The 24,856-nt window shown below is 36.0% G+C and carries 22 protein-coding genes, 2 pseudogenes and 2 riboswitches; of the genes and pseudogenes, 9 read left to right on the top strand and 15 right to left on the bottom strand.

Annotation, left to right across the window (positions count from 1 at the left end; translation table 11 throughout):
• Positions 1-52: 52 nt before the first annotated feature.
• The 5 genes and pseudogenes from ACODS7_RS21550 to ACODS7_RS21570 form a co-directional block, all read right to left on the bottom strand.
• Positions 53-1,183, bottom strand: a pseudogene (locus tag ACODS7_RS21550) (peptide ABC transporter substrate-binding protein); the annotation flags it as partial.
• A 13-nt stretch (positions 1,184-1,196) separates the two neighbouring features.
• Entirely contained in the window at positions 1,197-1,970 is a 774-nt protein-coding gene (locus ACODS7_RS21555; RefSeq protein ID WP_016083990.1) for an ABC transporter ATP-binding protein, read from the bottom strand.
• Complete coding sequence (locus ACODS7_RS21560) at positions 1,967-2,977, bottom strand: ABC transporter ATP-binding protein (protein WP_243168857.1); 1,011 nt, start codon at positions 2,975-2,977, stop codon at positions 1,967-1,969. Before ACODS7_RS21560 ends, ACODS7_RS21555 begins: the two co-directional genes overlap by 4 nt.
• On the bottom strand, positions 2,934-3,938 hold the full coding sequence (locus tag ACODS7_RS21565) for an ABC transporter permease (protein ID WP_016083992.1): 1,005 nt from the start codon (positions 3,936-3,938) through the stop codon (positions 2,934-2,936). The genes ACODS7_RS21560 and ACODS7_RS21565 overlap by 44 nt, the downstream gene beginning before the upstream one ends.
• A gap of 17 nt (positions 3,939-3,955) precedes the next feature.
• The gene (locus ACODS7_RS21570; RefSeq protein ID WP_243168856.1) at positions 3,956-4,873 is read right to left on the bottom strand and encodes an ABC transporter permease; all 918 of its coding nucleotides are present in this window, start codon (positions 4,871-4,873) and stop codon (positions 3,956-3,958) included.
• Between the two features lie 136 nt (positions 4,874-5,009).
• Positions 5,010-5,115: riboswitch (SAM riboswitch) on the bottom strand.
• 169 nt (positions 5,116-5,284) lie between these two features.
• On the opposite strand from ACODS7_RS21570, the pseudogene ACODS7_RS21575 reads away from it, so the two are divergent.
• Positions 5,285-5,501: pseudogene (locus ACODS7_RS21575) on the top strand (DUF3951 domain-containing protein).
• A 16-nt stretch (positions 5,502-5,517) separates the two neighbouring features.
• Here ACODS7_RS21575 and ACODS7_RS21580 read toward each other — a convergent pair.
• Positions 5,518-6,021 carry a hypothetical protein gene (locus tag ACODS7_RS21580; RefSeq protein ID WP_029441438.1) on the bottom strand — a complete coding sequence of 168 codons (504 nt, stop codon included), beginning with the start codon at positions 6,019-6,021 and terminating at the stop codon, positions 5,518-5,520.
• A 274-nt stretch (positions 6,022-6,295) separates the two neighbouring features.
• Between ACODS7_RS21580 and ACODS7_RS21585 the strand changes: the two genes are divergently transcribed.
• A complete protein-coding gene (locus ACODS7_RS21585) occupies positions 6,296-6,742 on the top strand; it encodes a hypothetical protein (protein ID WP_029441437.1) in 447 nt (148 codons plus the stop codon).
• A 32-nt stretch (positions 6,743-6,774) separates the two neighbouring features.
• Here ACODS7_RS21585 and ACODS7_RS21590 read toward each other — a convergent pair whose 3' ends face one another.
• The 5 genes from ACODS7_RS21590 to ACODS7_RS21610 form a co-directional block, all read right to left on the bottom strand.
• Positions 6,775-8,034 (bottom strand): multidrug effflux MFS transporter, encoded by a 1,260-nt coding sequence (locus ACODS7_RS21590; RefSeq protein ID WP_243168858.1) that lies wholly within the window; start codon positions 8,032-8,034, stop codon positions 6,775-6,777.
• Positions 8,035-8,152: 118 nt separating this feature from the next.
• Positions 8,153-9,871, bottom strand: a complete 1,719-nt coding sequence (locus ACODS7_RS21595; protein WP_016083996.1) for a DUF3981 domain-containing protein — start codon at positions 9,869-9,871, stop codon at positions 8,153-8,155.
• Positions 9,872-9,949: 78 nt separating this feature from the next.
• Positions 9,950-10,483, bottom strand: coding sequence for an MFS transporter (locus tag ACODS7_RS21600; protein ID WP_016083997.1), 534 nt, complete (start codon positions 10,481-10,483; stop codon positions 9,950-9,952).
• Positions 10,480-11,916 carry an FAD-binding oxidoreductase gene (locus ACODS7_RS21605; protein ID WP_016083998.1) on the bottom strand — a complete coding sequence of 479 codons (1,437 nt, stop codon included), beginning with the start codon at positions 11,914-11,916 and terminating at the stop codon, positions 10,480-10,482. The genes ACODS7_RS21600 and ACODS7_RS21605 overlap by 4 nt, the downstream gene beginning before the upstream one ends.
• Positions 11,917-11,982: 66 nt before the next feature.
• Entirely contained in the window at positions 11,983-12,747 is a 765-nt protein-coding gene (locus tag ACODS7_RS21610; protein ID WP_016083999.1) for a DUF6612 family protein, read from the bottom strand.
• A gap of 157 nt (positions 12,748-12,904) precedes the next feature.
• Between ACODS7_RS21610 and ACODS7_RS21615 the strand changes: the two genes are divergently transcribed.
• The 4 genes from ACODS7_RS21615 to ACODS7_RS21630 all read left to right on the top strand — a co-directional run bounded on the left by ACODS7_RS21615 (position 12,905) and on the right by ACODS7_RS21630 (position 16,601).
• A complete protein-coding gene (locus tag ACODS7_RS21615; RefSeq protein WP_243168855.1) occupies positions 12,905-13,813 on the top strand; it encodes an NAD(P)-dependent alcohol dehydrogenase in 909 nt (302 codons plus the stop codon).
• 79 nt (positions 13,814-13,892) lie between these two features.
• Positions 13,893-14,007: riboswitch (SAM riboswitch) on the top strand.
• Positions 14,008-14,092: 85 nt separating this feature from the next.
• Positions 14,093-14,905: a MetQ/NlpA family ABC transporter substrate-binding protein gene (locus ACODS7_RS21620; protein WP_243168854.1), complete on the top strand. Its 813-nt coding sequence runs from the start codon at positions 14,093-14,095 to the stop codon at positions 14,903-14,905.
• A gap of 12 nt (positions 14,906-14,917) precedes the next feature.
• Positions 14,918-15,958: a methionine ABC transporter ATP-binding protein gene (locus ACODS7_RS21625; RefSeq protein ID WP_016084002.1), complete on the top strand. Its 1,041-nt coding sequence runs from the start codon at positions 14,918-14,920 to the stop codon at positions 15,956-15,958.
• Complete coding sequence (locus ACODS7_RS21630; protein WP_043937299.1) at positions 15,933-16,601, top strand: methionine ABC transporter permease; 669 nt, start codon at positions 15,933-15,935, stop codon at positions 16,599-16,601. Before ACODS7_RS21625 ends, ACODS7_RS21630 begins: the two co-directional genes overlap by 26 nt.
• A 184-nt stretch (positions 16,602-16,785) precedes the next feature.
• Here the strand turns inward: ACODS7_RS21630 and ACODS7_RS21635 are convergent, their stop codons facing one another.
• Complete coding sequence (locus tag ACODS7_RS21635) at positions 16,786-17,562, bottom strand: SDR family oxidoreductase (protein WP_029441432.1); 777 nt, start codon at positions 17,560-17,562, stop codon at positions 16,786-16,788.
• A 410-nt stretch (positions 17,563-17,972) separates the two neighbouring features.
• On the opposite strand from ACODS7_RS21635, the gene ACODS7_RS21640 reads away from it, so the two are divergent.
• The 3 genes from ACODS7_RS21640 (at position 17,973) to ACODS7_RS21650 (ending at position 20,090) form a co-directional block, all read left to right on the top strand.
• Positions 17,973-18,464 (top strand): RNA polymerase sigma factor, encoded by a 492-nt coding sequence (locus ACODS7_RS21640; protein WP_243168853.1) that lies wholly within the window; start codon positions 17,973-17,975, stop codon positions 18,462-18,464.
• Complete coding sequence (locus tag ACODS7_RS21645) at positions 18,464-19,375, top strand: sigma factor regulator N-terminal domain-containing protein (RefSeq protein ID WP_029441431.1); 912 nt, start codon at positions 18,464-18,466, stop codon at positions 19,373-19,375. Before ACODS7_RS21640 ends, ACODS7_RS21645 begins: the two co-directional genes overlap by 1 nt.
• 208 nt (positions 19,376-19,583) lie before the next feature.
• Positions 19,584-20,090, top strand: a complete 507-nt coding sequence (locus ACODS7_RS21650) for a DoxX family membrane protein (protein WP_000236367.1) — start codon at positions 19,584-19,586, stop codon at positions 20,088-20,090.
• Between the two features lie 68 nt (positions 20,091-20,158).
• On the opposite strand, the gene ACODS7_RS21655 is transcribed toward ACODS7_RS21650, so the two are convergent.
• The 3 genes from ACODS7_RS21655 to glmS all read right to left on the bottom strand — a co-directional run bounded on the left by ACODS7_RS21655 (position 20,159) and on the right by glmS (position 24,854).
• The gene (locus ACODS7_RS21655; RefSeq protein WP_016084007.1) at positions 20,159-20,725 is read right to left on the bottom strand and encodes a DUF4256 domain-containing protein; all 567 of its coding nucleotides are present in this window, start codon (positions 20,723-20,725) and stop codon (positions 20,159-20,161) included.
• Positions 20,726-20,836: 111 nt separating this feature from the next.
• Entirely contained in the window at positions 20,837-22,801 is a 1,965-nt protein-coding gene (locus ACODS7_RS21660; RefSeq protein ID WP_029441430.1) for a S9 family peptidase, read from the bottom strand.
• Between the two features lie 250 nt (positions 22,802-23,051).
• A complete protein-coding gene (gene glmS, locus ACODS7_RS21665) occupies positions 23,052-24,854 on the bottom strand; it encodes a glutamine--fructose-6-phosphate transaminase (isomerizing) (protein WP_016084009.1) in 1,803 nt (600 codons plus the stop codon).
• Between the last annotated feature and the right edge of the window lie 2 nt (positions 24,855-24,856).

Genomic DNA, 24,856 nt, shown 5'->3' on the forward strand with positions numbered 1-24,856 from the left:
TAAGCAGTATAGACACTTTTATCGATGTTAAAACATTAAACGGAACTTATATAGACCACCCTTGTTCTTTCATACCTTCTTCTAGTAATTTTTTCGCTTCTGCTGGATCAAATTTAACATAATCACCTTTTTCTTTACGGAAATCACGACCACTTTGTGTTTTTGCTCCTTCTGGAACGAATGCATATGCTTCTTGCGCATTATTTTTATACAATTTTTCAACGATAAATTTACGATCAACCGCTAATGAAAATGCTTTACGTACCTTCGCATTTGTAAACGGCTCTTTTTCTACGTTAAACGAATAAATATAAGATGAGAATCCTGCAACACGCTTATATTCTTTATTTCCTTTTTCTTTTTCAATCATCTCTTGTGGTAAACCACTTAGTAAATCTAATTCTTTTGATTTAAATAATTGATACGCTGTTTTAGAGTCTGGAATAATACGAAACTCAATTTCTTTTAGAGTTACCTTTTTATCGTAGTATTCTTTATTTTTTTGTACTGTAATAGCCTGGTTATGCTTCCACTCTTTTAACGTGAATGGTCCATTCGTAATTAACTCTTTTGGATCTGTTTTTAATTTATTATTATCATCAATCGACTTTTTAGCTAATGGAATAAATAATGAGCTTGCTAATTTTTGTTTAATAGAAGCAACTGGATGTTCAAGAGTTACCTTTAATGTTTGAGGATCAACGACTTGAATACCAACTTGTCCCTCTTCACCTTTTCCAGTATTATATGCCTCTGCCCCTTTAATGAAATACATTTCTGTCGCATTCATAGAACCCGTTTTCGGATTTAACAATCGCTTCCATGCAAATTCAAAATCATTTGCCGTAATAGGAGAACCATCTGACCATTTAATATCTTTCTTCAAATGGATTGTATATTCAGTTCCATCAGCATTTACTTCTTCTTTCTCTGCTAATTCATTTTGATATTTCCCATCACTATCTTGCGTATATAAACTTGAAAACAACTGCCCAATTATATAACCTGACGTGCTATCTGTTGCAATAGCAGAATCAAGTGTATATGGATCACTACTAATATTCGTTACTAATCGATCTCCTTCTCCCTTACCGGCACTCGCCTTTTGCGTCTCTTTCTTACCGCAAGCGACCGAAGTAATCGCTAAAACAGTCATAATGACAAACAGTAAAAACTTCTTCATCCTACATTCTCCTTTAACCCGAAATTTTTGGTGTTGATGCTAATAATGTTTTTGTATAAGAATGTTGTGGATTACGGAACACTTCGTCCGTATTTCCAAATTCAACAAGTTCTCCTTTGTATAAGACAGCTACTTTTTCACATAAATAGTGAACCATCGGTAAATCGTGCGCGATGAATAAATATGTATAGCCTTGCTCCTTTTGAATCTTTTGCAGCAGATGTACAATTTGAATTTGCAATGAAACGTCTAATGCCGAAATTGGTTCATCAAGAATTAATACTTCTGGCTCACATAATAGCGCTCTTGCAATAGCGATACGTTGACGTTGTCCTCCGCTAAATTCATGCGGATATCGATCAATATATCTTCTATCTAATCCAACACGCTCTAGCGCATCACCTGCTACTTTATCCTTCAACCCTTTATCACCTAAACCGAATGAAATATAACCTTCCGTTACGCTATCGCGTACTTTCCAGCGCGGATTTAATGCAGCTGTAGAATCTTGAAAAATGAACTGTACTTTCTGTAAAAACTCTCGCTTATGAGCTGACTTCAGCTTGTGAACGACTTGACCGTTATAATCAATTTCACCAGACGTTGGACTCTCAATCCCTGCTATGAGCTTTCCAAGTGTTGTTTTTCCTGAACCACTTTCACCAATAATGCCAAGTGTTGTTCCTTTCGGGATAGAAAGTGATATGTCTTTTAACGCTGTGATTTCTTTACTTTTACTTCCGTACGTTTTCATTACTTGCTTTACAGTAATTAAATCTGTCGTCATGAGGCATTCACCTTCTCTTTTGATTTCGCTTTATTATGCTCTAGAACATGCTGCCAACAATGTGAACTATGCTCCTTAGAATATGTTGTTCTCTCTGGGAAACGATGAATACATTCTTTTATCGCTACTGGACAACGATTTACAAAGGGACAACCAAAGCTATTTAATGTTTCAATGGAAGGTGTCGTTCCTTCTATAGCACGTAATACCTTTTCGGAATCATCCATATTCGGAATTGCTTGTAATAAACTTTTCGTATATGGATGTTTAGGAGAACCTATTACCTCCTGTATCGTTCCTTTTTCAACGACACGTCCCCCGTACATAACAACTACTCGATCAGCTACTTCACGTACAAGTGCCAAATCATGTGTAATTAATAAAATACTCGTATTTTGTTTTTCTTTTCTTTCTTTTAATAGCCCCATAATTTGTTTCTGAATCGTTACATCTAACGCTGTTGTCGGCTCGTCTGCAATTACAAGCTTTGGATGACAAGCAAACGCAATTGCTAAACAAATACGCTGCCTCATACCTCCGCTTAATTGATGTGGGTACTGTTCAAAGCGTTTCTTTGCTTCATGTATCCCTAAATCTGTTAACAAGTTAATCGCAATTTCCTTTGCTTCTCTTTTCGATTTTTTCTCATGTTGCAAAACTACTTCTGTAATTTGTTTGCCTACCTTCATCGTTGGGTTTAAAGATGAAAGCGGATCTTGAAATATAAAGGAAATATCTTTTCCGCGAATTTGATTCCATTCTGACTCTTGTAAATTCGTTAATTCCTTTGCTTGGAAAGCTATATTTCCATCATCGATATGAATTGATTCTTGATTCAAGCCGATAATGGATTGTGCTGTGACACTTTTTCCTGAACCACTTTCTCCTACAAGTGCAACTATTTCACCTTCGTTCATAGAAAAGGAAACATGTTTCACAATCGCTTGCTTACTATTCTCTTTTTCAACGGCTAACGTTACGTTTTCTAAAGATAAGATTTGTGCCATGTTTTTTCTCCTTTCGATTCCGTTTGACGATTTTTGGATCAATCGCATCTTGCAAACCATCACCAATTGCATTAAATGCGAACATAATGAGTGCAATCATGATTGCCGGGAAAAATAGCTGCCACCATTCTCCGCTCAATAATGTCCCAAGTGCATCATTCGTCATCGTCCCCCAACTTGCCGCTGGTGATTGTACTCCAAGTCCTATAAAGCTTAAAAATGATTCTGAAAAAATAGCTGCTGGAATTGTAAATGATAAATTTACGATAATAATCCCTGTTAAATTCGGAATTAAATGCCCATATATAATTTTCATATGTGATGTACCTAATCGCTCTGCTGCAATAACAAACTCTCGTTGTTTTAAAGACAATACTTGTGCTCGAATGAGACGAGCCATTCCAATCCATCCCGTTAATGCAAGGGCGATAATAATGGTGAAAAGACCTGGTTTCATAACAATTAATAGTAAAATAACAATTAATAAATATGGGATGCCGTATAATACTTCAATTCCTCTTATAATCCACTCATCAATTAACGTTCCAAGGCGATTACGCCCTCTCACATATCCACTAAATCCACCAATTAGTACACCAAGCCCTATATCGAGGGCAGCTGCTACTAATCCAACTGTTAGTGAAATCTTCCCACCAGCCCAAGTACGTGCCCAAATATCTCTCCCTAGATCATCTGTTCCAAACCAATGTTCACTACTCGGCGGTAAATTTGTTGCCTCTTTTACTTGTTCACTCGCAGTAAATGAAGTTAAACTTTCGCCAATAAGCGAGAAAACAATAATTAGCAATAACGTCACTGTTCCTAAAACTGCGATTGGATTCGATATAAACTTACGAAACACTTCTTTCTTTCTGCTAATCGTTTGCTGATTTTTATTTATCGTTAATTCTTTTTTCTCTTCTTTCGTTAATAACTGTTCATTAATTTCATAAGCTCCCATTTAAATATCCCCCCTCCTTATGTAATAGAACGAATACGCGGATCAACAATGCGGTGAATAATATCTGTAATAAAAATACAAGCAATTAATAATGCACTATAGAAAATCGTTGTTCCCATAATCACCGGATAGTCTCGGTTAAAAATACTATCTACGAAATATTTTCCTAGGCCAGGAATTGAAAAGATTTTTTCAATAACGAAAGTCCCTGTTAAAAGTCCAGCCATTAACGGTCCCACAAATGTAAGTACTGGAACAATCGCATTTCGAAGAGCATGTCTTATAATAATCTTCTTAATTGGTATACCTTTTGCTCTTGCTAGCTTAATATAATCACTCTGCAGTACTTCGATCATATTAGAACGAACAAACCTTGTAATAACTGCAATTGGCCCTAACGCTAATGCAAAGGATGGCAATACCGTATGTTCGAATGTTCCCCAAGAGGCTACTGGTAAAAACTCAAATTGGATAGCAAATACTTGTATAAATAGTGGTGCTAAAATAAAACTTGGAATAGAAATACCTAGAATTGCGAGCAAACTCACACTATAGTCAATTACTCTCCCATGATATAGAGCAGCAAATATCCCTGCCGCAATTCCTACCAACAATGAAATAACAAGTGCTTGTAGACCAATAATTGCTGATGGACCAAAGCCAGTTGTTATAATTTCTGATACACCTTGCCCGGTTGATTGAACAGATTCACCAAAATCAAAATGAACTACACCGTCTAAATAAGCAACATATTGATTCCATAACGGTTCATCAAGGTGATACTTCGCTCTCATGTTTTGGATCACTTCTTCAGGAAAGATTTTTGCATCTGATGAAAATGGATCTCCCGGAATAATATGCATAATTAGAAATGTCACTGTCGTAATAACCCATAGTGTGAACACCATAACCGATAATTTTTTAATTACATACACTTCAATAACCCCCTAAACACATGAATTTACTTTGTTTTATGAATGTACTTTTTCCATTACTCCCTTTTCTCTTTTCAGAATACAAAAAGCCTTGATCTTAAAAAATAAGATCAAGGCTTAACAAACAAAGGCCCATCACTTATCTTTCAAGACTTGCTTGCTGGAATTAGCACGGTGTTCCTATTACAGAACCCGCTGCTGAGGTGTCATAGGGCCAGTCCCTCTACCTCTCTGGATAAGTAAATTGCTATATTATTATTTGGTTCAAATTGTATATTTCGAATTATAATTCTGAAAAATTGAAAAGTCAATCAAATTGGATAAATTTAGAAAAATCAGTTTTTAATTCTTTTATCGAAATTACAGTTTTCGGCTTATCATAACAAGAAATGATGTTAAAGGAGTTATAAGATGGATCCCTTACTTCTTGCTACTATAGGATTATCCTTAACTATCGTTATACTTGTCATCATCGGCTTCTATAAACTCTTTATTAAAAAGAAACGTATCACTTCTTTCTTATACCCCTTTCGATAATATTACCGGGCAAACTATTTCCGAATTTCACGAAGAACAGAAAATATTAGTATCCGAGGATGCAGACGGAGATGGTAAGAAGAAAAAATAACCTTGCACAGGCAAGGTTATTTTTTCGTTTCTGCTTGAAAACGTTTATAGTATGTCGATGCTGTTGCAAAATTAATTTCTATATCACGAATCAACGATGAATCTTCTTCTTTAGCTAACTTCTGTAATTTTTTCATCGCTTGTTCCGATTCATTCAAGAAACCAACATATACTTCATGTTCTTGCTCTTTCGACTTCGGCACACGAATTTCTTTACGTATATGATCAATATCTTCTAACATGCTCGTTGTTACCTTTTGCACATCTTCTTTATATGTAGCATTCGTTATTTCCTTACCGCCCTTTTCTTTTGCCACTTCAAATAACTGCAGTGCTTTATTAATTTCTTTATTCATTTTTATATCGTATTTTTCATGTACTGCAAGGTATTCTTTCATCTCTTCTGTTTGTTCAGCAGATTGCTCTACCTTTTCTTTCGTTTCTTTCGTATCTTTATTTCCATTACACCCTGCTAGAAGGAGCATACTTCCCATTACAGCAATACCCAAAACCTTCTTCATCTCTTCTTCTCCTTTTATCTACAGCTATTACTCATTATAGTTTCTTTTATCTCCACTTGTTATTATACCGAGAACGCCCTACTTTTTACACTTAAGACGACATCGTAATATATATACCAACATGTTTGTCACAGTATCGTCACTTTATACAAATAACTTTTGCAATGCTTTACTACATCACCTTACAAAACTGTAAGCACACATAAAGAACAAACCATGCTAGACTTACATATGCATAACGCAAACATATGTAAGTTTTTAAGGAGAATCATCTATGTACAACACAATGCCTTTTATGGGAGAAGATATTCGTGTCCTTATTCGCGAAAAATCACTTCATATCGAAAATACAGAGAGCCTTCGCCGCATATTAAAGAAGAAGCATGCTCCATTTAAGTTAGCTCAATATTTAAAACAACAACATACAAATCAATTTCATACCGTGCTAAATATATCGGATAAATCATTAACAATCGAAATCATCGGTCATGTCTACATTGGAAACTTCGCAGATATCTTAAAAGAAATCCCACGTATACCGAAGATTGCTCCTATTATCGTTAAAAAAGCGTATAAAATTACGGACCATACCGATATTATCGACTGCGGGGAAAAAGAAGTCGATAGTAATCGCTGGGTGTGGGATAAACTTGCTGTTTTATATGATACGATCATGAATAATATGTATGAGGTATTTCAAAAAAATGAAAAAAAGAACTGATTCAAACATTCCCTTTGAATCAGTTCTTTTTGTTAAGCCTCTAAATTTTGTCTTTGTTGCAGTTCAAACTGCTTCTCGCTTCTTCTGGCCATAAATAGATAACATAATACTGCTCCTACTTCACAAAGCGCAATAACAACACCCATCGGTAACGCTGTATTACTCCCACCAACACCTACTAGCGGAGCGACAAGCGCTCCTGAAATGAACTGTAATAAGCCTAATAAAGCTGACGCTGTTCCTGCAGCTTGCTTCTGATTTCTCATCGCTAATGAGAACCCAGTTGTTGATACAACCCCGACACTTGATACAACAAGGAATAACGAACATAAAACACCGATTAAACCTATTCCTAGTGCGATTGTCAGTAGTAAAGATAGGCCACCAACAGCTGCGATAATAATACCAGCAACAAATAATGTCTTCTCATTCACTTTCCCCGCTAAACGACCCGTTACCTGACTAGCAATAATAATACCGATGCCGTTAATCGCAAAGAATAAACTAAATTGCTGTGGCGATGCTCCGTATATGTTCTGCAACACAAATGGTAAGCCCGAAATGTATGCAAACATTGCCGCTGTTACTAATCCTTGTGACAATGCATATCCCATAAACAGACGGTCCTTTAACAATTTTCCGTACGTCGCCAAAGTCCCTGACAAACCACCCGTTTCTCTTTCTTCAGGAGGTAATGTTTCACGCAATACAAAAGTAGCCGAGATTAACATGAATACGCTAATTGCTCCAAGAACGATGAAAACACCGCGCCACGTTGTAAACTGTAATAATTGCCCTCCAATAATTGGTGCCAAAATAGGTGCTGCTCCGTTTACTAACATAAGCAGTGAGAAAAACTTCGTCATTTCAGAACCTGAGTACATATCACGTACCATTGCACGTGATATAACAATCCCGGCTGATCCTGAAGCTCCTTGTAGGAAGCGCAATAATACTAATGTCCAAATAGATGGCGCAACAGCACAAAGTAAAGAAGAAGCAACATAAATAATAAGAGCAATAATAAGTGGTTTGCGTCTTCCGTAAATATCGCTAATTGAGCCAACAAATAATTGTCCTACTGACAACCCAAGCAAACAAGCTGTTAATGTAAGCTGCGCTAGGGATGCACCTGTTTGCAAGTCATCCGTTAACTTCGGTAATGAAGGCAAATACATATCAATAGATAATGGCCCAATCGCCGTAAGTGTTCCTAATACAAGAATCATCCATAACCTGTTTGCCTTTACAGGTTTATATATTTCGTGATTAACTTCATTCACTTTTTCAATTCACCCTTTCCTATATACACTGAATCGTAACAATTATAGTTACATCATAAACATACGTCAAGTACAGCGCATTTTCCTCTTTCATAATGTAAAAAAAAGCGATAGAAATTCTATCGCTTTACTTTTTCACATTGCTATTCGTAAATTTAGATACCGAGGCCATCGTCTCTCCTGTATCTAAATATGTAATTTGAATTGGGTCTCCTACTTCTGTAAACATAGCATACGGGAATTTCTTCACCGGTATCATAAATACCTTTTGTTCATTCTCTAAAAGTACGTACACGATTGTATTTTCACCTGATTTCTCTTTATATACACGTTGTACAATACCTTCTTTTTGCGCTTCTTTTCCTGTTGAGGTTGGTCTAAAGGTATCACCATTACCACTCATTACGTTTTTATAATTCTCAAGCGCTTCTTTCTGCGAAGAACCTGTCGCAAATATTTTTGCATTAGCAGCATATACAACTGTATGTGCACGTACTAGGCCTCCGTCATCAACAACCGGAATAATCCAAGCTGGTTTTCCGTATACGTTATAAATGACAGGCATTGTCCCATGCCATTTCTCTCTCTTAAAGGAATTATCTACTACTTCTGTAGCTGCTGAACCATCCATAATCCCCTTTACTTCTTTTCCATTATAGTAATATAGCTTGCCTGTGCGTGCATCTACTAATGAATAGCCTAGGGCTGAATCTACTCCTTCTTTTGGAGAAGTAAAGTCTGTAAAATAATACAGTGTTCCATCTTTACCAAAGATCGGGGTCACGCCTTCTTTCGTTCCCCACTCAGTCGGAATTTTCATATCTGTTTGTGAGAATTTCGTATTCCAAAATCCGTGAATATATTTACCAAAGTACGTATTTAACGTAGATGCAGTCTCATGATTTAATACACCATCAACAAATTTAGGTGCCTTTCCTTTATCATATCTTTTCACTTCACCTGTTTGTGCATCTACTACGACAACACCTTCTACCTCAAATCCAGATCTTCCTGAAATAAATTCACCATACGTCATTGTATAATATGGTTTTCCTTGATCATCAACCTCAAATTTAGGTTTTCCTTTAAAGATTAAATTTGGTTCTGCTTGCCTTACCACACGCTCTAACTTATTACCAAAAAACATGCTTGGCACATATTTCATTTTATAACCGAGGTGCAGTTTCGCTTCCGCATCAGGATTCGTACCTGACATCGTTACATACCCTGGAATTGTCTCAGCTTTACGCGCTTTAAAAAATCCTGAAACTTCAATCGGCGCTACATATAAAGCTTCGCCGTTTACCATTTGTGGCGTTAATTCTCCTAGCTCAAAATAAGCTACTTTCGGAATATCACCAAATACTTTTTTCATCTTATTCTCCGCTGTCTTTGGCGGCACTGTAAACGGCTGGTCATTTTCAGTAAATGGCTCTGAAATATCTTTCTCTACCTTAACAACAGAATCATATTTCTTTTGCGAGATTACTATATCGTGCAAATAACCAAAGTAGCCGTAACTTGCGAGTAAAATAAACATTAGAAGTCCTTTTAGCGTACCTTCTAATTTCCCTATTTGATCTTGTGAAAATAAAACAAGCCCAATTAAAATTGCTACTGCAACAGAATAATGAGTAAGAATCGAATCTACTCGATCATCAATTAGCCAAAAGTATTCATAGATTGCAATACCTATCCAAAATAAAACAGGAATAACTAAAATAGATGATTTCTTACCCTTTACAACCTTCTTATCTCCCTTCTTATCCACTGCCCGAAGCTTACTACTGCTTCTTGTCCATGGAATCAAAAACAAAGTAAGAATAGCTAAAACTACAAATTTCATCAAAGGCACTGTCCCCTTTTCTTTTGTATTCCCTTTTAGTATAACAAATAAAGGGTATTAAGGTGAAAATAGGAATAGTTATATTTTTTTACTACTTAATACAATCCCGCTCACTACATATAGAATAGATGCAATATAAAAAATTGTACCAATCGTAAAGAAATCTACTAAATATCCCGTGGCAATAACCGCTACTGCTCCGCCAATGGATGTCCACACATGGTATTTTCCAATCTCATAACCAGCCTTTTCCTGCGCAACCTTTCGTGCTAATGAAGTCTTCTCAGTATTACGCTGCACAGCACCTAAAACTCCCATTACAATTTGAAGAATATACACATGCCATACTTCCGTGGCAATCGGAAAGCAAAGCATTAAGATTGCCATGGACCAAGCGTATATTATTAATAATTTTCTATCACCTACTTGATCAGATATCTTTCCCACTAGTGGATATACAAGTGCTGATGTTAAAGCAAATAAGCCATACGCCCAGCCAAATTGCGAGAAGCTATTTCCAACGTTTCGAAGCAATAATATATAAAAAGGAAATACCATACTTCCTGCCATCATGATGATACTTTGCGAAGCCACAAATCTTCTATATGTCATTTCGTATACTCCCTATAAAATAAATTCACAAATCTCTCTTCTGAATCTACTTCCTTCTTTTTCTTGAGAAATTCTTCAATACGAGGATATGCCCTCTTTAACTGCTCTTTCGTTGGATAAGAATAATACGGCAAATAGTAACTACCGTTATGCTTTAAAGTAACATCAATCATCTTCCGAATGACATCCTCTGTTTTCTTTATCTCACTCTCTGAGCGTCCCTGGTTAATCAAAAGAACCAGCGCAAACATATCATCTTTCGCATAGGACAAAACTGCATTTTCATTCTTTTCCACGTAACGAATCGTAATGTTGAGTAAATTAAACTCTTCTTCATTTAATGCGTTACGTAAATCATCTATATACTCCGTGAAAGCATCTATAGGCACAAAGTATTCTTGTAACACTTCGGTCCTATTTGGATTTTCATATTCCATAAAAGCACTATCTGATCTCATAACATTATTACGCGTCTCATACTTTCCATCTGTACGTTCAAAATAACCTCTTTGTATATCCCAAAATGTATTCTTTCCCCAATCACTATAACGTGATAACCCAAGTAAAAATTTAGGTGCAGCTATAATATTTTCTTCCTTTAATTCACTGTACTCTTCTCTCATATTTTGATTTTGTGCCAAAGTATAATCCGTCACATACATCTCTTTTAAAAATGAATTTGGAGCAACAGAAATACGCGCTAAGTGCATACGAACATTCTCATCTCTTTTCACTTTCTCTTTGAAATAAGATGCGTATTCTTTATAATCTATCATTCTCGTGTGCATTTCATATAATTCATCATCTGTTAACTTCAGCGTCACATCTAAAATAACTCCAAATAAACCGTAACCACCAATGACATATGGAAATAACTCTACATTTTCTTCTCTACTTACATTACGTACCGTGCCATCTGCCATTAACAATCTGAATGACTCTACTGTATCAATTAGTGCCTCATGACGAATATCACGCCCGTGTACATTTACACTTAATGAACCACCAACAGTAAAAATATTTTGAGACTGCATGACCTGTACTGCAAGGCCATATGGATTTATTTTCTTCTGAATATCATTCCACGTGACACCACTTTGAACTGTAATCCGCTTCTTCTCTGGATCGAATTCTAATATTTTATTATATCCTTTCATATCGAGCATCGTGCCATTCGGATAATATGTCTGTCCTCCTTGGCTATGTTGCATGCCTGCAATGGAAATTTTCTCTCCTGAAACTTTTGCATCTCGCACTAATTTTATTAACGAGTGCTCTTCCGTAGCACTTTCAACACGTTTTATTTTTGTCGGAAGCAATTTACCTACATCACTCATAATAGGATGATCAATTTGTTTTTTATACGTATGTACAGACGTTGCAAGCAAAACCGTATATGCGACAATGACCACTGCTATCTTTCTTTTTTTCAAAGGACACTCTCCTTATTAGCAACAAAAAGAGATACCCGTTCTTTCAGGTACCTCTCTTGACAGTGATTACTTTGCTGCTGGCAATTGTATTGGATCAAATTTATCATACGATGTAAACTTTGCATCCGTAATAATGTGCGCTTTATCCTTACCATTGCTACTCATAACCATATCTATCTTTGCTGATTCATATTTAAAATCTTTTGTAATAATATATTCCCCATCTATTTCTTCTATCTTTGCATTTTGGCCTTGTAGCATTTGTTTCTGCTTTTCATCCATACTAGCTAGCATACTCTCTGTCTCTTGCCCTTTTAATGCAAACTTCAGCTTATAATTATCTCCACTTTTCTCCATCTTCACTTTATTTAAAATTTCCGATGGAATCTCTAAATTATCTACCATTCCTTGAGTCGCGTTCATTCCGTTAGCATTTAATTGTTCCTCTGGTACAGACATCACTTCACCCGTATTAGGATTTTTCACCTGACCAGCAATTTTGCCACCTACATCATAAACAATAACCTCTGTACCAGAAACATTCATTTCAGAACGAGAGTTTTTTTTCTTCGGCTCTAGTTGCATTTTGGCCTTCATTACATTCATCTCTGTTCCTTCAGCCTTTATTCCCACATCATATGTCATCGTTACATTTTCTTCGTTTTTAAAAGCTTCATTCGCTTTATTGAAAACATCCTTCGCTGTTAATTCCTTTTCTTTCTGCACAGCTTCTTTTTTCGGTTCATCAGTCTTTTTTGTTTCCTCATTACTACACCCTACTCCTAGACCGACTGCAAGTACTAGACTTGAAATTAAAATAAGTTTTTTCATAACGTCCCCTCCTTCCCAAAAATAATATCATCTCTATTCCTATGAAATCTATATAATTCGTAATATTTATCTTTAAATTTATTTCCTATATAACAACATGTTTGAGAAAAAGTTTAAATATGATGTAAATAATAACAACTCATTTCAGGAGGTCATTATGAAAGCGATTATTTGCACAAAGTATGGACCACCTAATGTTCTCCAGCTTCAAAATGTAGAAAAGCCTAAACCTAAAAAAAATGAAGTATTAGTTAAAATTCACGCAACAAGTGTATCGACTGGAGATTGTAGAATACGTGGCTTTAATAGCCCCCTCTTATTTTGGATTCCTATGCGGATCATATTAGGTTTCAGAAAACCGAGAAAACCTATACTTGGCGTAGAGTTATCCGGTGAAATCGAAGACATTGGAACAGATGTAACACAATTTAAAAAAGGGGATCCAGTTTTTGCATTAACAGAACTCAACCTTGGTGGTTATGCCGAATACACATGCGTGCATGAAAGTGGATTAATAGCATTAAAACCTACCAATGTGACCTATGAAGAAGCTGCTGTTATTCCTTTTGGCGGAACTTCAGCATTGCACTTCCTTAGAAAAGGACAGATAAAAAAAGGGCAACAAGTACTTATATACGGCGCCTCTGGGTCAGTAGGGACGGCAGCCGTACAACTTGCTAAATACTTCGGGGCGACTGTCACAGCCATTTGTAGTAGTTCGAATTTCGATTTAGTAACAGCTTTAGGGGCAGACAACGTAATTGATTATATGAAAGAAGATTTTACTAAGCGGGGCGATCACTACGATATTATATTTGACGCAGTTGGAAAATATCAAAAGTCTCTTTGTACAGATGCATTAATGCCTAATGGAAAATATGTATCTGTGAACGGAATGATGGCAAAGGTCAGTAAAGAAGATATGAACCTACTAAAACAACTAGCTGAAACAGAAAAGCTAAAACCTGTTATTGATAGAATTTACCGATTAGAAGAAGTTGTAGAAGCCCATACGTATGTAGAAATGGGCCATAAGAAAGGAAATGTTCCGATTACCTTAAAATAAAATATATTCTGAAAATATTATTGACAATTCTTTTTGTACGATTTACTATTAGTACCATATTTAAAACTACATACACATACTCTTATCAAGAGTGGCGGAGGGACTGGCCCGATGATGCCCGGCAACCGAGCTTATGACGTATAAGCTAAGGTGCTAATTCCTGCAAAACGAGTTTTCGTTTTGGAAGATAAGGGAGGAATCTATTTCGTCTATTCGGCACCTCTCTTATTTTTGGGAGGTGCTTTTTATTTTGGAACGTATATGAAGGGGGATTTATAGATGAAAAAGGTATTATTAAGCATTGTAAGCGGAGCAGTATTATTATTAGGCGCATGTAGCGCGAGTTCAGATAAAGAGGTAAAAGCATTAGACGAGAAAAAGATTACTGTCGGTGTAACAGGTGGACCACATGAACAAATTTTTGAAAAGGTAAAAGAAGTTGCAGCAAAAGATGGTCTGGAAATTGATATAAAAGTATTTAATGATTATGTAGCGCCAAACGTATCTTTAGATGAAAAAAGCCTTGATGTAAATAGCTACCAAACGAAATCGTATTTAGATGTATTTAAAGCTGAACGCAATATGAAATTAGCTGAAGTATTTTCAACAGTAACATTCCCTATGGGCGTATATTCTAAAGATATAAAAGATGTAAAAGACTTAAAAGACGGCGATGCGATTGCTGTACCAAATGACCCAACGAATGAACTGCGAGCTTTAAAATTATTTGAAAAAGCAGGGGTTTTAAAAGTTGATCCAAAGGCTACAGAAAAAGCGACTGCAAAAGATGTAATTGAAAATCCAAAAAAATTAAAGATTGTCGAATTAGAGGCATCTCAATTACCAACGCAACTAAGTGAAGTAAAAGCAGCTGCAATTAACACAAACTTTGCATTAGGTGCAAAATTAAGTCCAGCGAAAGATTCTATTTTCCGCGAAGGAAAAGATTCACCATATGTGAACTGGGTTGTTGTTCGTACTGAAAATAAAGATGATGCCGTTGTAAATAAATTAAAGAAAGCTTATCAATCTAAAGAAGTAAAAGAGTTTATCGAGAAAACATTTGATGGTTCAGTTTTACCATCTTGGTAGGAGCTGACGATAATGATTGAATTAAAAAACATATCCAAAGTATTTTCAACAAAAAAAGGGACTGTTGAGGCTCTTAAGTCTACTTCCCTTAAAGTAGAAAAAGGCGAGGTATTTGGAATCATTGGGTATAGCGGCGCTGGTAAAAGCACATTGATTCGATGTGTAAATTTATTAGAAAAACCAACGACAGGAAATATCATTGTAAACGAACAAGACTTAACAACGTTATCGACAAAAGAACTAGCAAAAGCGAGACAAAAAATCGGAATGATCTTTCAAGGATTCAATTTACTTAAAACTGTTACCATCTATGAAAACATTGCATTACCTTTACGCCTTGCTGGCATTCCAAAAGCGGAAATTAAAAAAAGGGTAGAAAAATATTTACGCATTGTCGATCTTTTCAATCGAAAAGATGCTTATCCAAGTGAACTTTCTGGCGGTCAAAAACAGCGCGTTGCAATTGCACGTGCACTATCACATGAGCCTGAAGTGTTATTAAGTGACGAAGCAACGAGCGCTTTAGATCCAGAAACAACTGATTCTATTCTTGATTTGTTATTAAAGATTAACGAAGAAATTGGAATTACGATTTTACTCATTACACACGAAATGAACGTTATCCAACGTATATGCGACCGCGTTGCCGTTATGGAACATGGATCTGTAGTCGAAAGTGGGACTGTGAAAGATATTTTCACAAACCCACAACATGTAACAACGAAGAAATTTGTAAATAGCGCCTTTGCAGCTAAAATTCCAGAAGAGGTACAGAAAGAACTACAGAATACTGGAGAAATTGTAACACTTTCATTTATTGGCACTACTTCAGGTGAACCTGCCTTAGCTGTTGCCACAAAACGTTTCCAAGTGTATCCGAATATTTTATCCGGTAATATTACGCAGTTAAAACATGAAGCATATGGGAAACTAGTCGTTCATATGCAAGGAGAACAAAATGAAATCCACCGTGCTTTATCATTTTTACAAGAGCAAGGAATCATTGTAGAAGGAGGTAGAACAGATTATGGGAAACAAGTCCTTTTTGGATGAATGGGGTAAAGTCATATGGGAAGCCACAATTCAAACCTTTCAAATGACATCTATTTCATTACTCATCTCTATCCTTATTGCATTACCACTTGGCGTCACACTTGTTTTAACGAGACCTGGTGGGCAGCGTGAAAATAAAATCATCTATCCTATTCTTAATACGGTTATTAATACCATTCGCTCTCTTCCATTTATCATTCTATTATTCTTCATCTTACCTTTTACAAAGTTTCTAATGGGAACATCCATTGGCGTGCAAGGTGTGATCGTACCACTTGTCGTCTTCACAGCTCCCTATATCGCACGTTTAATGGAGACGGCTTTACTAGAAGTAGATCGCGGTGTCATTGAAGCCTACCAAGCGATGGGCGTTTCTACTATAAAAATCATTTGGCACGTTATGGTGAAAGAAGCTCGTCCCTCCCTTGTACTTGGATTAACAATTGCAACGATTGGCTTAATCGGCGCAACAGCAATGGCTGGTCTTGTAGGTGCTGGCGGGCTAGGAGACTTAGCATATCGATTCGGACATTTACGCTACGAACCAGAAGTAATGTATGCAACCGTCTTTATTCTGATTATCCTCGTTCAAGGATTACAGTCTTTAGGTAATGGTGTTGCACGAAGACTGAAAAAAGATTAAAAAAGAAGGTATCTCACTAGGGTGAGATACCTTCTTTTTATCCCGCATTAACGGGCAGTAAGATCCCGCCTCAAAATTCAGCGGAAGCAAAAAAGTTAGGCGGGGGATTCACTGCCCGTAAAAGCCCGATTGGTTCAACTAATAATCAGTGGGGGATGAACCCCCCACTGATTAAAGTTTCACTTTACCTTTTAAATCCACCTTCTGAATGAATAACTTGCCCAGTAATCCACTCAGCTTCTTCACTTACTAAAAATTTAATGAGTCTAGCTGCATCCTTTGGCTCACCAATTCTGCCAAAAGGAAACATCGGCTTTAACCCTTGTTTTATCTCTTCAGTCATCCATCCTGTATCGGTTGGTCCTGGATTAATTGCATTCACTGTTATTCCTAAATGAGCTACCTCTGCTGACAACGTACTAGTAAGAGCATCAATAGCTCCCTTCGTTGTCGCATAAGCTAGTTCTCCTGCCATAGGACCTTGAAATTGCCCCGAAGTAATATTAACAATTCTACCACCAGATTTCTTATCAAATCCTCGGGCAAATTGACTACTGAGCAATGTAGTCGCACGAATATTCACCATATAATGCTTATCTAATTCTTCAGCAGTCAACATAGAGAAATCATTATTCGTAGAATATGCTGCATTATTAATTAATATATAAGGGTACCCTAATTGTTCAGTAACTTTATTTATAAGCTCTTTCGGTGCATCATTCCGAGTTAAATCTAACTCCATGCTCGATACTCTAACACCGTTTTGTAATAGCTCTTCTTCTAATTGTATTTGTTCATTTTTATCAACGCCCCAAGGCATCTCTTTATCATACTCTGTCCAATACGTAAAAAATATATCGTATCCTGCTCCAGCTAATTCTTTACAAATCGCTGTGCCTATACCATCTAGACGACTTACGCCTGTAACAACTGCTACTTTATTTTTTAATTGGTTCATCATATACTCCTCCAAGTTTAAAGGACGCATATTTTATATAAGAGATATAAACTTTCCCACAAAAAAGACAGATACATAAAATAGGCATCTATCCTTATAAAAGGGATGTACAAGCCAAATATGCATTCCTTGAATGATTTACAGATAACTAAATAAACCCTCACTTATGAGAGAAAAATTCATCTATCTAATTTCGAATCATTACAAGTTCATCCACATATTGAGTCTTTACCCCCTATCCATATATCTCCAAATTTTATTTTATCATTAAAAATTTAATATTTCAAAAATAAATTAACCACTCCTATTTATAAAGTATCATGTACTATAAACCATAGTTAATAACTAATTTAAGTTTAAGTGTATACATTTATCATTACCTATCCGTTGTATAAGTGTAGGGAGGAAAAGTGATGGGAAAAGAAAATATATTGACCTCCTACCTTATCAATCTAGGGGAGGAAGTGTTCAAACTACTACTAGCGAAAGGGGCTATAAAAGAAGATGCAGAAGACATCATCCAAAATACCTTCTATAAAGTATACACATTGCTAGATAATCTAACCGAGAGTAACATACGTCCATGGTTTTTCAGAGTCGCATTAAACGAATACATTGACTTGAAAAGGAAAAAAGAGCAACAAAACATCTATTTAACTGAAGAGATTTATGCAAAATTACAATATACAGACCGAGAATTAGACGCGGTTTTAAATAAAGATGAGATTTTCTATCTATTAAAAGATATAAAACTAGAATATAAAGAGGCCTTCTTTTTAAAGTACTACTACAACTTTTCATATGAGGAAATCGCCCTAATACTAGATATTCAAGTAAACAGCGTCAAACAAAAGTTTCATCGTGCACGTAAAGCAATTCACTCAAAAATAGGAGGAAAACCTTAATGGATACTTCTTTAAAAGATGCATTAAAAAAAGCGAAAAGGAAACAGTTATTTAAAAGCATTATTACCTCTATGATTGTTGTAATCATACTTATCCCTATATTTTATAAAGTTGGCAATTACTTCGCAGCAAAAAGCTCTACGAAGCTTCACGAACGACTCTTTTTACATAACGACATTGCAGAACCGAATGTACAAATTGATTCTCAAGTAACGAGTAATTCATCCATGTTTGGCGGCAATATTATATCAAATCGTTCTAAAAACATTAATGGTTACGTAGTCCCTTGGAATACATTAACAAGCTCCTATGGTTGGGTCCGCATCAATATCGATTCCAATGAATTAACGCCTGGTTTTTATTGGTCCAATAAAGAGTTCTATGAGTACGATAAACAAACAAAGAAAAAATTTGCAACATTTTATAATCCCGCTATTAAGGAATATTTTGATGGTGTGCAAAATGAATTAGGGGAAGTTTCACAAATGAACAACTATGTTGCCGAAGTTGCTATCTCTTTCAATCAGCCCTACACACTACAAGAAATTAAAGAAAAAATTCCAGACAACTTAAACATTGTATGGTTATATATGACCTCACCAATTGGAGATGAAAGCAAAGGACCTGCTGGTATGCCCGTTTATGGATTTAATCCAGACAAGTCCCCTGAAGAAGCGTACAAAGAGTTCGTTGATTCACTTAACCAATACGATGACGACGGACATGACGAAACTATCCAAAAGTTTTTAAAATCAAACAAGGGCAAACCATTTGATCAAGTGACAATCTTAGGGGTTATGCTAACAGGAAAAACAGAAAGCTTTAAGGCATTAGAAAACCAAGACTTTATTCGCGGTGCTTCTGTAGGCGTTACTGCACAAGTTGTTCCTTATATAAAACCGGAGAAATAATAAGAAAAAGACAAAATAAGCTAGTTAAAAAATGTACATGAATCTGTTTACTATGGGAGCTACCTATTTTAGTGGAGAGCTCCTTTCATGTATTATTCACCCTCCAAACAATACATTTCCAAATACTTTATGTACAAATGAAAAATCACCATTTTTGTTCACAATGGATATATAATAAACTTGTAAATACAATATTGGAGGGATTTCAATGGTTATCAATTTTTTAAGAACTGATAAACGTGCTACTTTCATATTATTATTATTACGGCTTTACATAGGGTATACATGGCTCGCTGCTGGGATAGGCAAAGTCTTCGGACAATCTTTTGACGCAAGTGGTTTTCTAAAAGGTGCTATTGCTCAAGCATCAGGTGACCACCCTGCAGTACAAAGTTGGTGGGCAGATTTTCTTCAACATTTTGTTCTTCCAAACGCAGACCTATTTAGCTTTTTAGTTCAATGGGGAGAAATTTTAGTAGGTCTAGGTTTAATTTTAGGCGGATTAACAAAAACAGCTGCATTTTTCGGAATCATAATGAATCTTTCATTTTTATTAAGCGGAACTGTTAGTGTAAACCCAAACCTACTTATTTTGACTATGTTCATTTTAGTTGCAGGGCAAAACGCTGGACGTATTGGATTAGATGGCTATGTTTTCCCTAAACTTTTCCGTAAAAACAACCACGGAACATATAAATTAAGTAAAACTGCGTAGTAACAGTTTACTTTTAAAATATAAATAAGAAAAAGAGCCTATAGGCTCTTTTTCTTATTTATCCTAATTTAAACTTTTAACGAGCCACGAAAACCTCTGGCAGCATAGTAAGAGTCTGCTCCATTGTGGTACACGAAAACATGTCCGAAGCGATAATCGCAAAATAGAGCACCACCGAGTTCTCGAATATCTGAAGGTGTTTGTACCCAACTTGATGATTTCATGTCAAAATCCCCAAGTTGTTGCAATTCTCGATATTGTTCTTCTGTTAATAGTTCAATGCCCATAGCATTGGCAACATCAATAACGTTATTTTCTGGTTTATGTTTTTTTCTTGATTCTAACGCCTCAAGATCATAACAAAGACTTCTGCGGCCTTTAGGACTCTCCTTTGAACAATCATAGAAAGTATATTCGTCCTTTTCTTCATCATAACCGACAACATCCGGCTCACCGCCAGTTACTTCCATTTCGTTAAGTGACCACAATTTTTCATTATTAGTAGTCAGCTTCGTTTCAACTTTAGCCCATTCAAGACCTTCATGGCGGTTCATGTTTTTCTCAAAACGAGCTTGCAATACTTTCAATAACTCTTCACGTTTTTCTACTAGTAAGTCATTTTTATTTCCTGTCATATTAGTCCTCCCTGATGTGTGTACTGATAGTAGTTTAAGTATATATTTTATAATAAATCATCTCAATATGAAGACTGCTTCAACCTTATGTATATCCTGTACAAATATCCATTATAAAGTTCTAAAACCCTCCATACTCTCTCCAAGAATATAATGGGAAAACCACATCAAATTCTGTTTCATAATAGCTACATTCATTCCCGGCTGATTAGGACTATATGCCATTCCTTTAAATATAATTAATTCTGTATCAACTTCCATACCCCTTAATCCTTGATATAGCTCATATGCATTTGCAGTCGGAATTCTTGCATCTTTTTCACCATGTTGGATTAAGGTAGGAGTACAGGCCGATTTAATATATGTCATTGGTGATGTTTTCTTATATATATCTGGATCATTCCATGGAGCATTTCCTAAATACATGCTAATAAAGTAAGGGATATCGGTATTTACATAATGGGTACTCCAGTTCGTAATTCCGCCTCCAACTGAAATAGCTTTAAATCTACTGCTAAATGTTGAACAGAAAGCTGATATATATCCTCCGTTACTCCATCCCATAACTCCTACTCTATCTTTATCTACAATCCCTTTTTCAACTATTGCATCCACTCCAGATATAACATCATCATAATCAGCAATTCCTTGTTTTCTATAGTTTGCTTTTAAAAATTCATTACCATAACCAGAACTCCCTCTATAGTTTGGCTCTAAAACGATAAAGCCTTTTTCGATAAACTGTTCAATCGGATATTTCTCATTAAAACAGTCTGAAAATATCGGAAAGGACGCCCAATTCGGACCACCATGGATTACTACTAATAAGGGATATTTTTTATTTGCCTCAAACTCTACTGGAGTTGATAGAACACCCTCTATTTCAAGACCATCACTACTTTGCCATGAGATGATTTCTCTGTTACTTTTAAGCCTTCCTTCGAAAAAGCTATTTTCATTCGTTATTTTTTTATCATCAAAATAGATTTCAAAGGTTTCATTTGTTATAGCCTTAGTATATGTTATATGATTGCCATCCCTTGTTATAGCGGCATCCATTATAAACCCATCTACTGGTTTGTTTAGCATTTCCACAGTGCCATTCTCACATAGCAATCCAATACGGTAATTCGTTTTATCCTGCCATCTAATTAAAATCCCTTTAGCCGTCCACTGTAATGGCATAACCGTACTATCAAAATTTATTAAAGGTTGAATTACCTCTCCCGTATTCATATCATATATCTCTAATATACTATCTTGTATATGGTTTCTATAGTAATCCTTCTCTCTTATGCTTGCTGAGTAACAGATTTTGCTGCCCTCTGGAGAAAAACAAACGCTCCCGCCCAACAACTTATCTACATTCATCTTTTGTAGTGCCCCAGCTTCAACATCTAATATGTATAGATTACCATTCATATAATCGTTTAAGTTTGGTGTAACCATACATACAACCTTTTTCCCATCATTTGAAATATCAAAGTTATGTATATAAAAATCCTTACCATCCGTTAGTTGATAAACACCTTTAATCTCGCGTTCCTCTTTATCATTTTGTATTACCTTTTCTATCTCAATGTAGTATAAACAATTATTTCGATGTTCCTTACCTACATGGTGGAAATCTCCATATAGTTCCTTACGTTTCTTTATGCCCTCACATTCTTTTGACTGTGCAATATAATAAAAACCTTTACCAGTAGGCTCCCATTTGAATGTATTAACTCCATCCTTCTCATTCGTAATTTGAACCTCACTACCACCGTCTATTGACTTAACAAAGATCTGATTTGTATTAGCCCCGTCCCCACCTGGGCTAAGGTATGCAATAGTCTTAGAATCTGGAGACCATAATGGATGTGTACTATCTATATCTCCATTTGTTAGTGGGTAACTCTGCCCTTTATCTTTCTCATATATCCATACATGATTTCTATACGCATTGTCTTCCCAGTTAGCTGTCTTCTTTACAAATGCTACGTTTTTGCCATCATCACTTATATTTGTACTCGCTAAGGTCGGTAATGAAATAATCTCTTCTATACTTAAATATGTTTTTGCTTTCACTTCCATATAATAAGCCCCCTTATAATGTCCATGAATCTATCGTCTCTTCTCTTCATAATAAAGAAAATTGTTCACGCATACTTAAAATGATAGCGGAAAATTCAGATAAATAAAAGTAAATCTGATAAAGTAAAAATTTAATCTATAGGGTTCTATTCACCTACCAATTTTAGATTTTCTTTTTCAATAAAAAATACCCCTTTAGATACAATATCTAAAGGGGTACCGATTCATATATCTATTACCCTACCAACCTCTACTCAACAGTAACAGACTTAGCTAAGTTACGTGGCTTATCAACGTCACACTCGCGGTGAAGTGCTGCGTAGTATGAGATAAGTTGGAATGGAATAACTGCTACTAGCGGTGCTAGTGCTTCGTGTACAGCTGGTAATACGAAGCTGTCTCCTTCCATTTCTAAGCCTTTCATTGAGATGATACATGGGTTAGCTCCGCGTGCTACTACTTCTTTCACGTTACCACGAATTCCAAGGTTTACGTGCTCTTGTGTAGCAAGTGCGATAACTGGTGTACCATTTTCGATTAAAGCGATTGTACCGTGTTTTAACTCTCCTCCAGCAAATCCTTCTGCTTGAATGTAAGAGATTTCTTTTAGTTTTAACGCACCTTCTAATCCTACGTAGAAGTCTACGCTACGTCCGATGAAGAAACAGTTACGCGTTGTCGCTAAAAATTGTTTTGCTAATGCGTCCATTTCTTCTTTTTGATCACAAAGTTCTATCATTGCATTTGCTACAAGTCCTAGTTCGTGTGTTAAATCGAAATCAAGAACTTCACCTTTTGCTTTAGCAATATCAGCTGCTAAAATTGAAAGTACTGCAAGCTGTGCTGTGTAAGCTTTCGTTGATGCAACTGCAATTTCTGGTCCAGCGTATAACGGAAGTGTATAATCAGCTTCACGAGAAAGCGTAGAACCAGGCACGTTTGTAATTGTTAATGCTTTATGACCCATTTCATTTGTTTGTACAAGTACTGCACGGCTATCAGCTGTTTCACCACTTTGTGAAATGTAAATGAAGAATGGTCTTTCTGTTAATAATGGCATGTTGTAAGAGAATTCACTTGCTACATGCACTTCAACTGGCATTTTTGCAAACTTCTCGATAAATTGTTTTCCAACAAGACCTGCATGATAACTCGTTCCACATGCAATGATGTAAATACGATCGCTATCTAAAATCGCATTGCGGATGTCTTGATTTAATTCAATTTCGCCATTTTCATCTTGATACTTTTGAATTATATTACGGATTACAAGTGGTTGCTCATCGATTTCTTTAAGCATGAAGTGAGGATATGTTCCCTTTTCAATATCACTTGCGTCTAATTCCGCTGTAAACGGTGCACGTTCAATCGTTTCACCTTGTAAGTTTTTAATTGTAATACTTTCTTTCGTTACGATTACGATTTCTTTATCCATTAACTCAATAAATTGATCTGTAACTTGTAACATCGCCATAGCGTCGCTTGCCACAACATTAAAGTTGTCACCAACACCTACTAATAGCGGGCTTTTGTTTTTAGCAACATAAATCATGTTTGGATTTTCAGCATCAAGTAATCCGATTGCATAAGAGCCATGTAAAAGAGATAGCGTATTACGGAACGCTTCTTCTACACTTAATCCTGTGCTCACTTGTTGTTCCATAAGCTGTACGATAATCTCTGTATCTGTTTCACTTACGAACGTTACATCTTGTAAATATTCCTTTTTCACTAATTCATAGTTTTCAATTACACCGTTATGAACTAGTGTAAAGCGTTTTGATGTACTTTGATGCGGATGCGCGTTTACTTTACTTGGAACACCGTGTGTAGCCCAGCGTGTGTGTCCGATACCTACGCTTGCTGCTACGTTCTCATCTACGATTTCACGAAGTTTTGCGATACGGCCTTTTTCTTTGTATACAACAACACCGTTCTCTGCTTGTACTGCAATACCTGCTGAATCATATCCACGATATTCTAGCTTTTCTAAACCTTTTAATAAAATTTCCTTTGCATCTTGCTCTCCAATAAATCCTACGATTCCACACATGT

This window comes from Bacillus sp. FG16, from assembly GCF_057809515.1.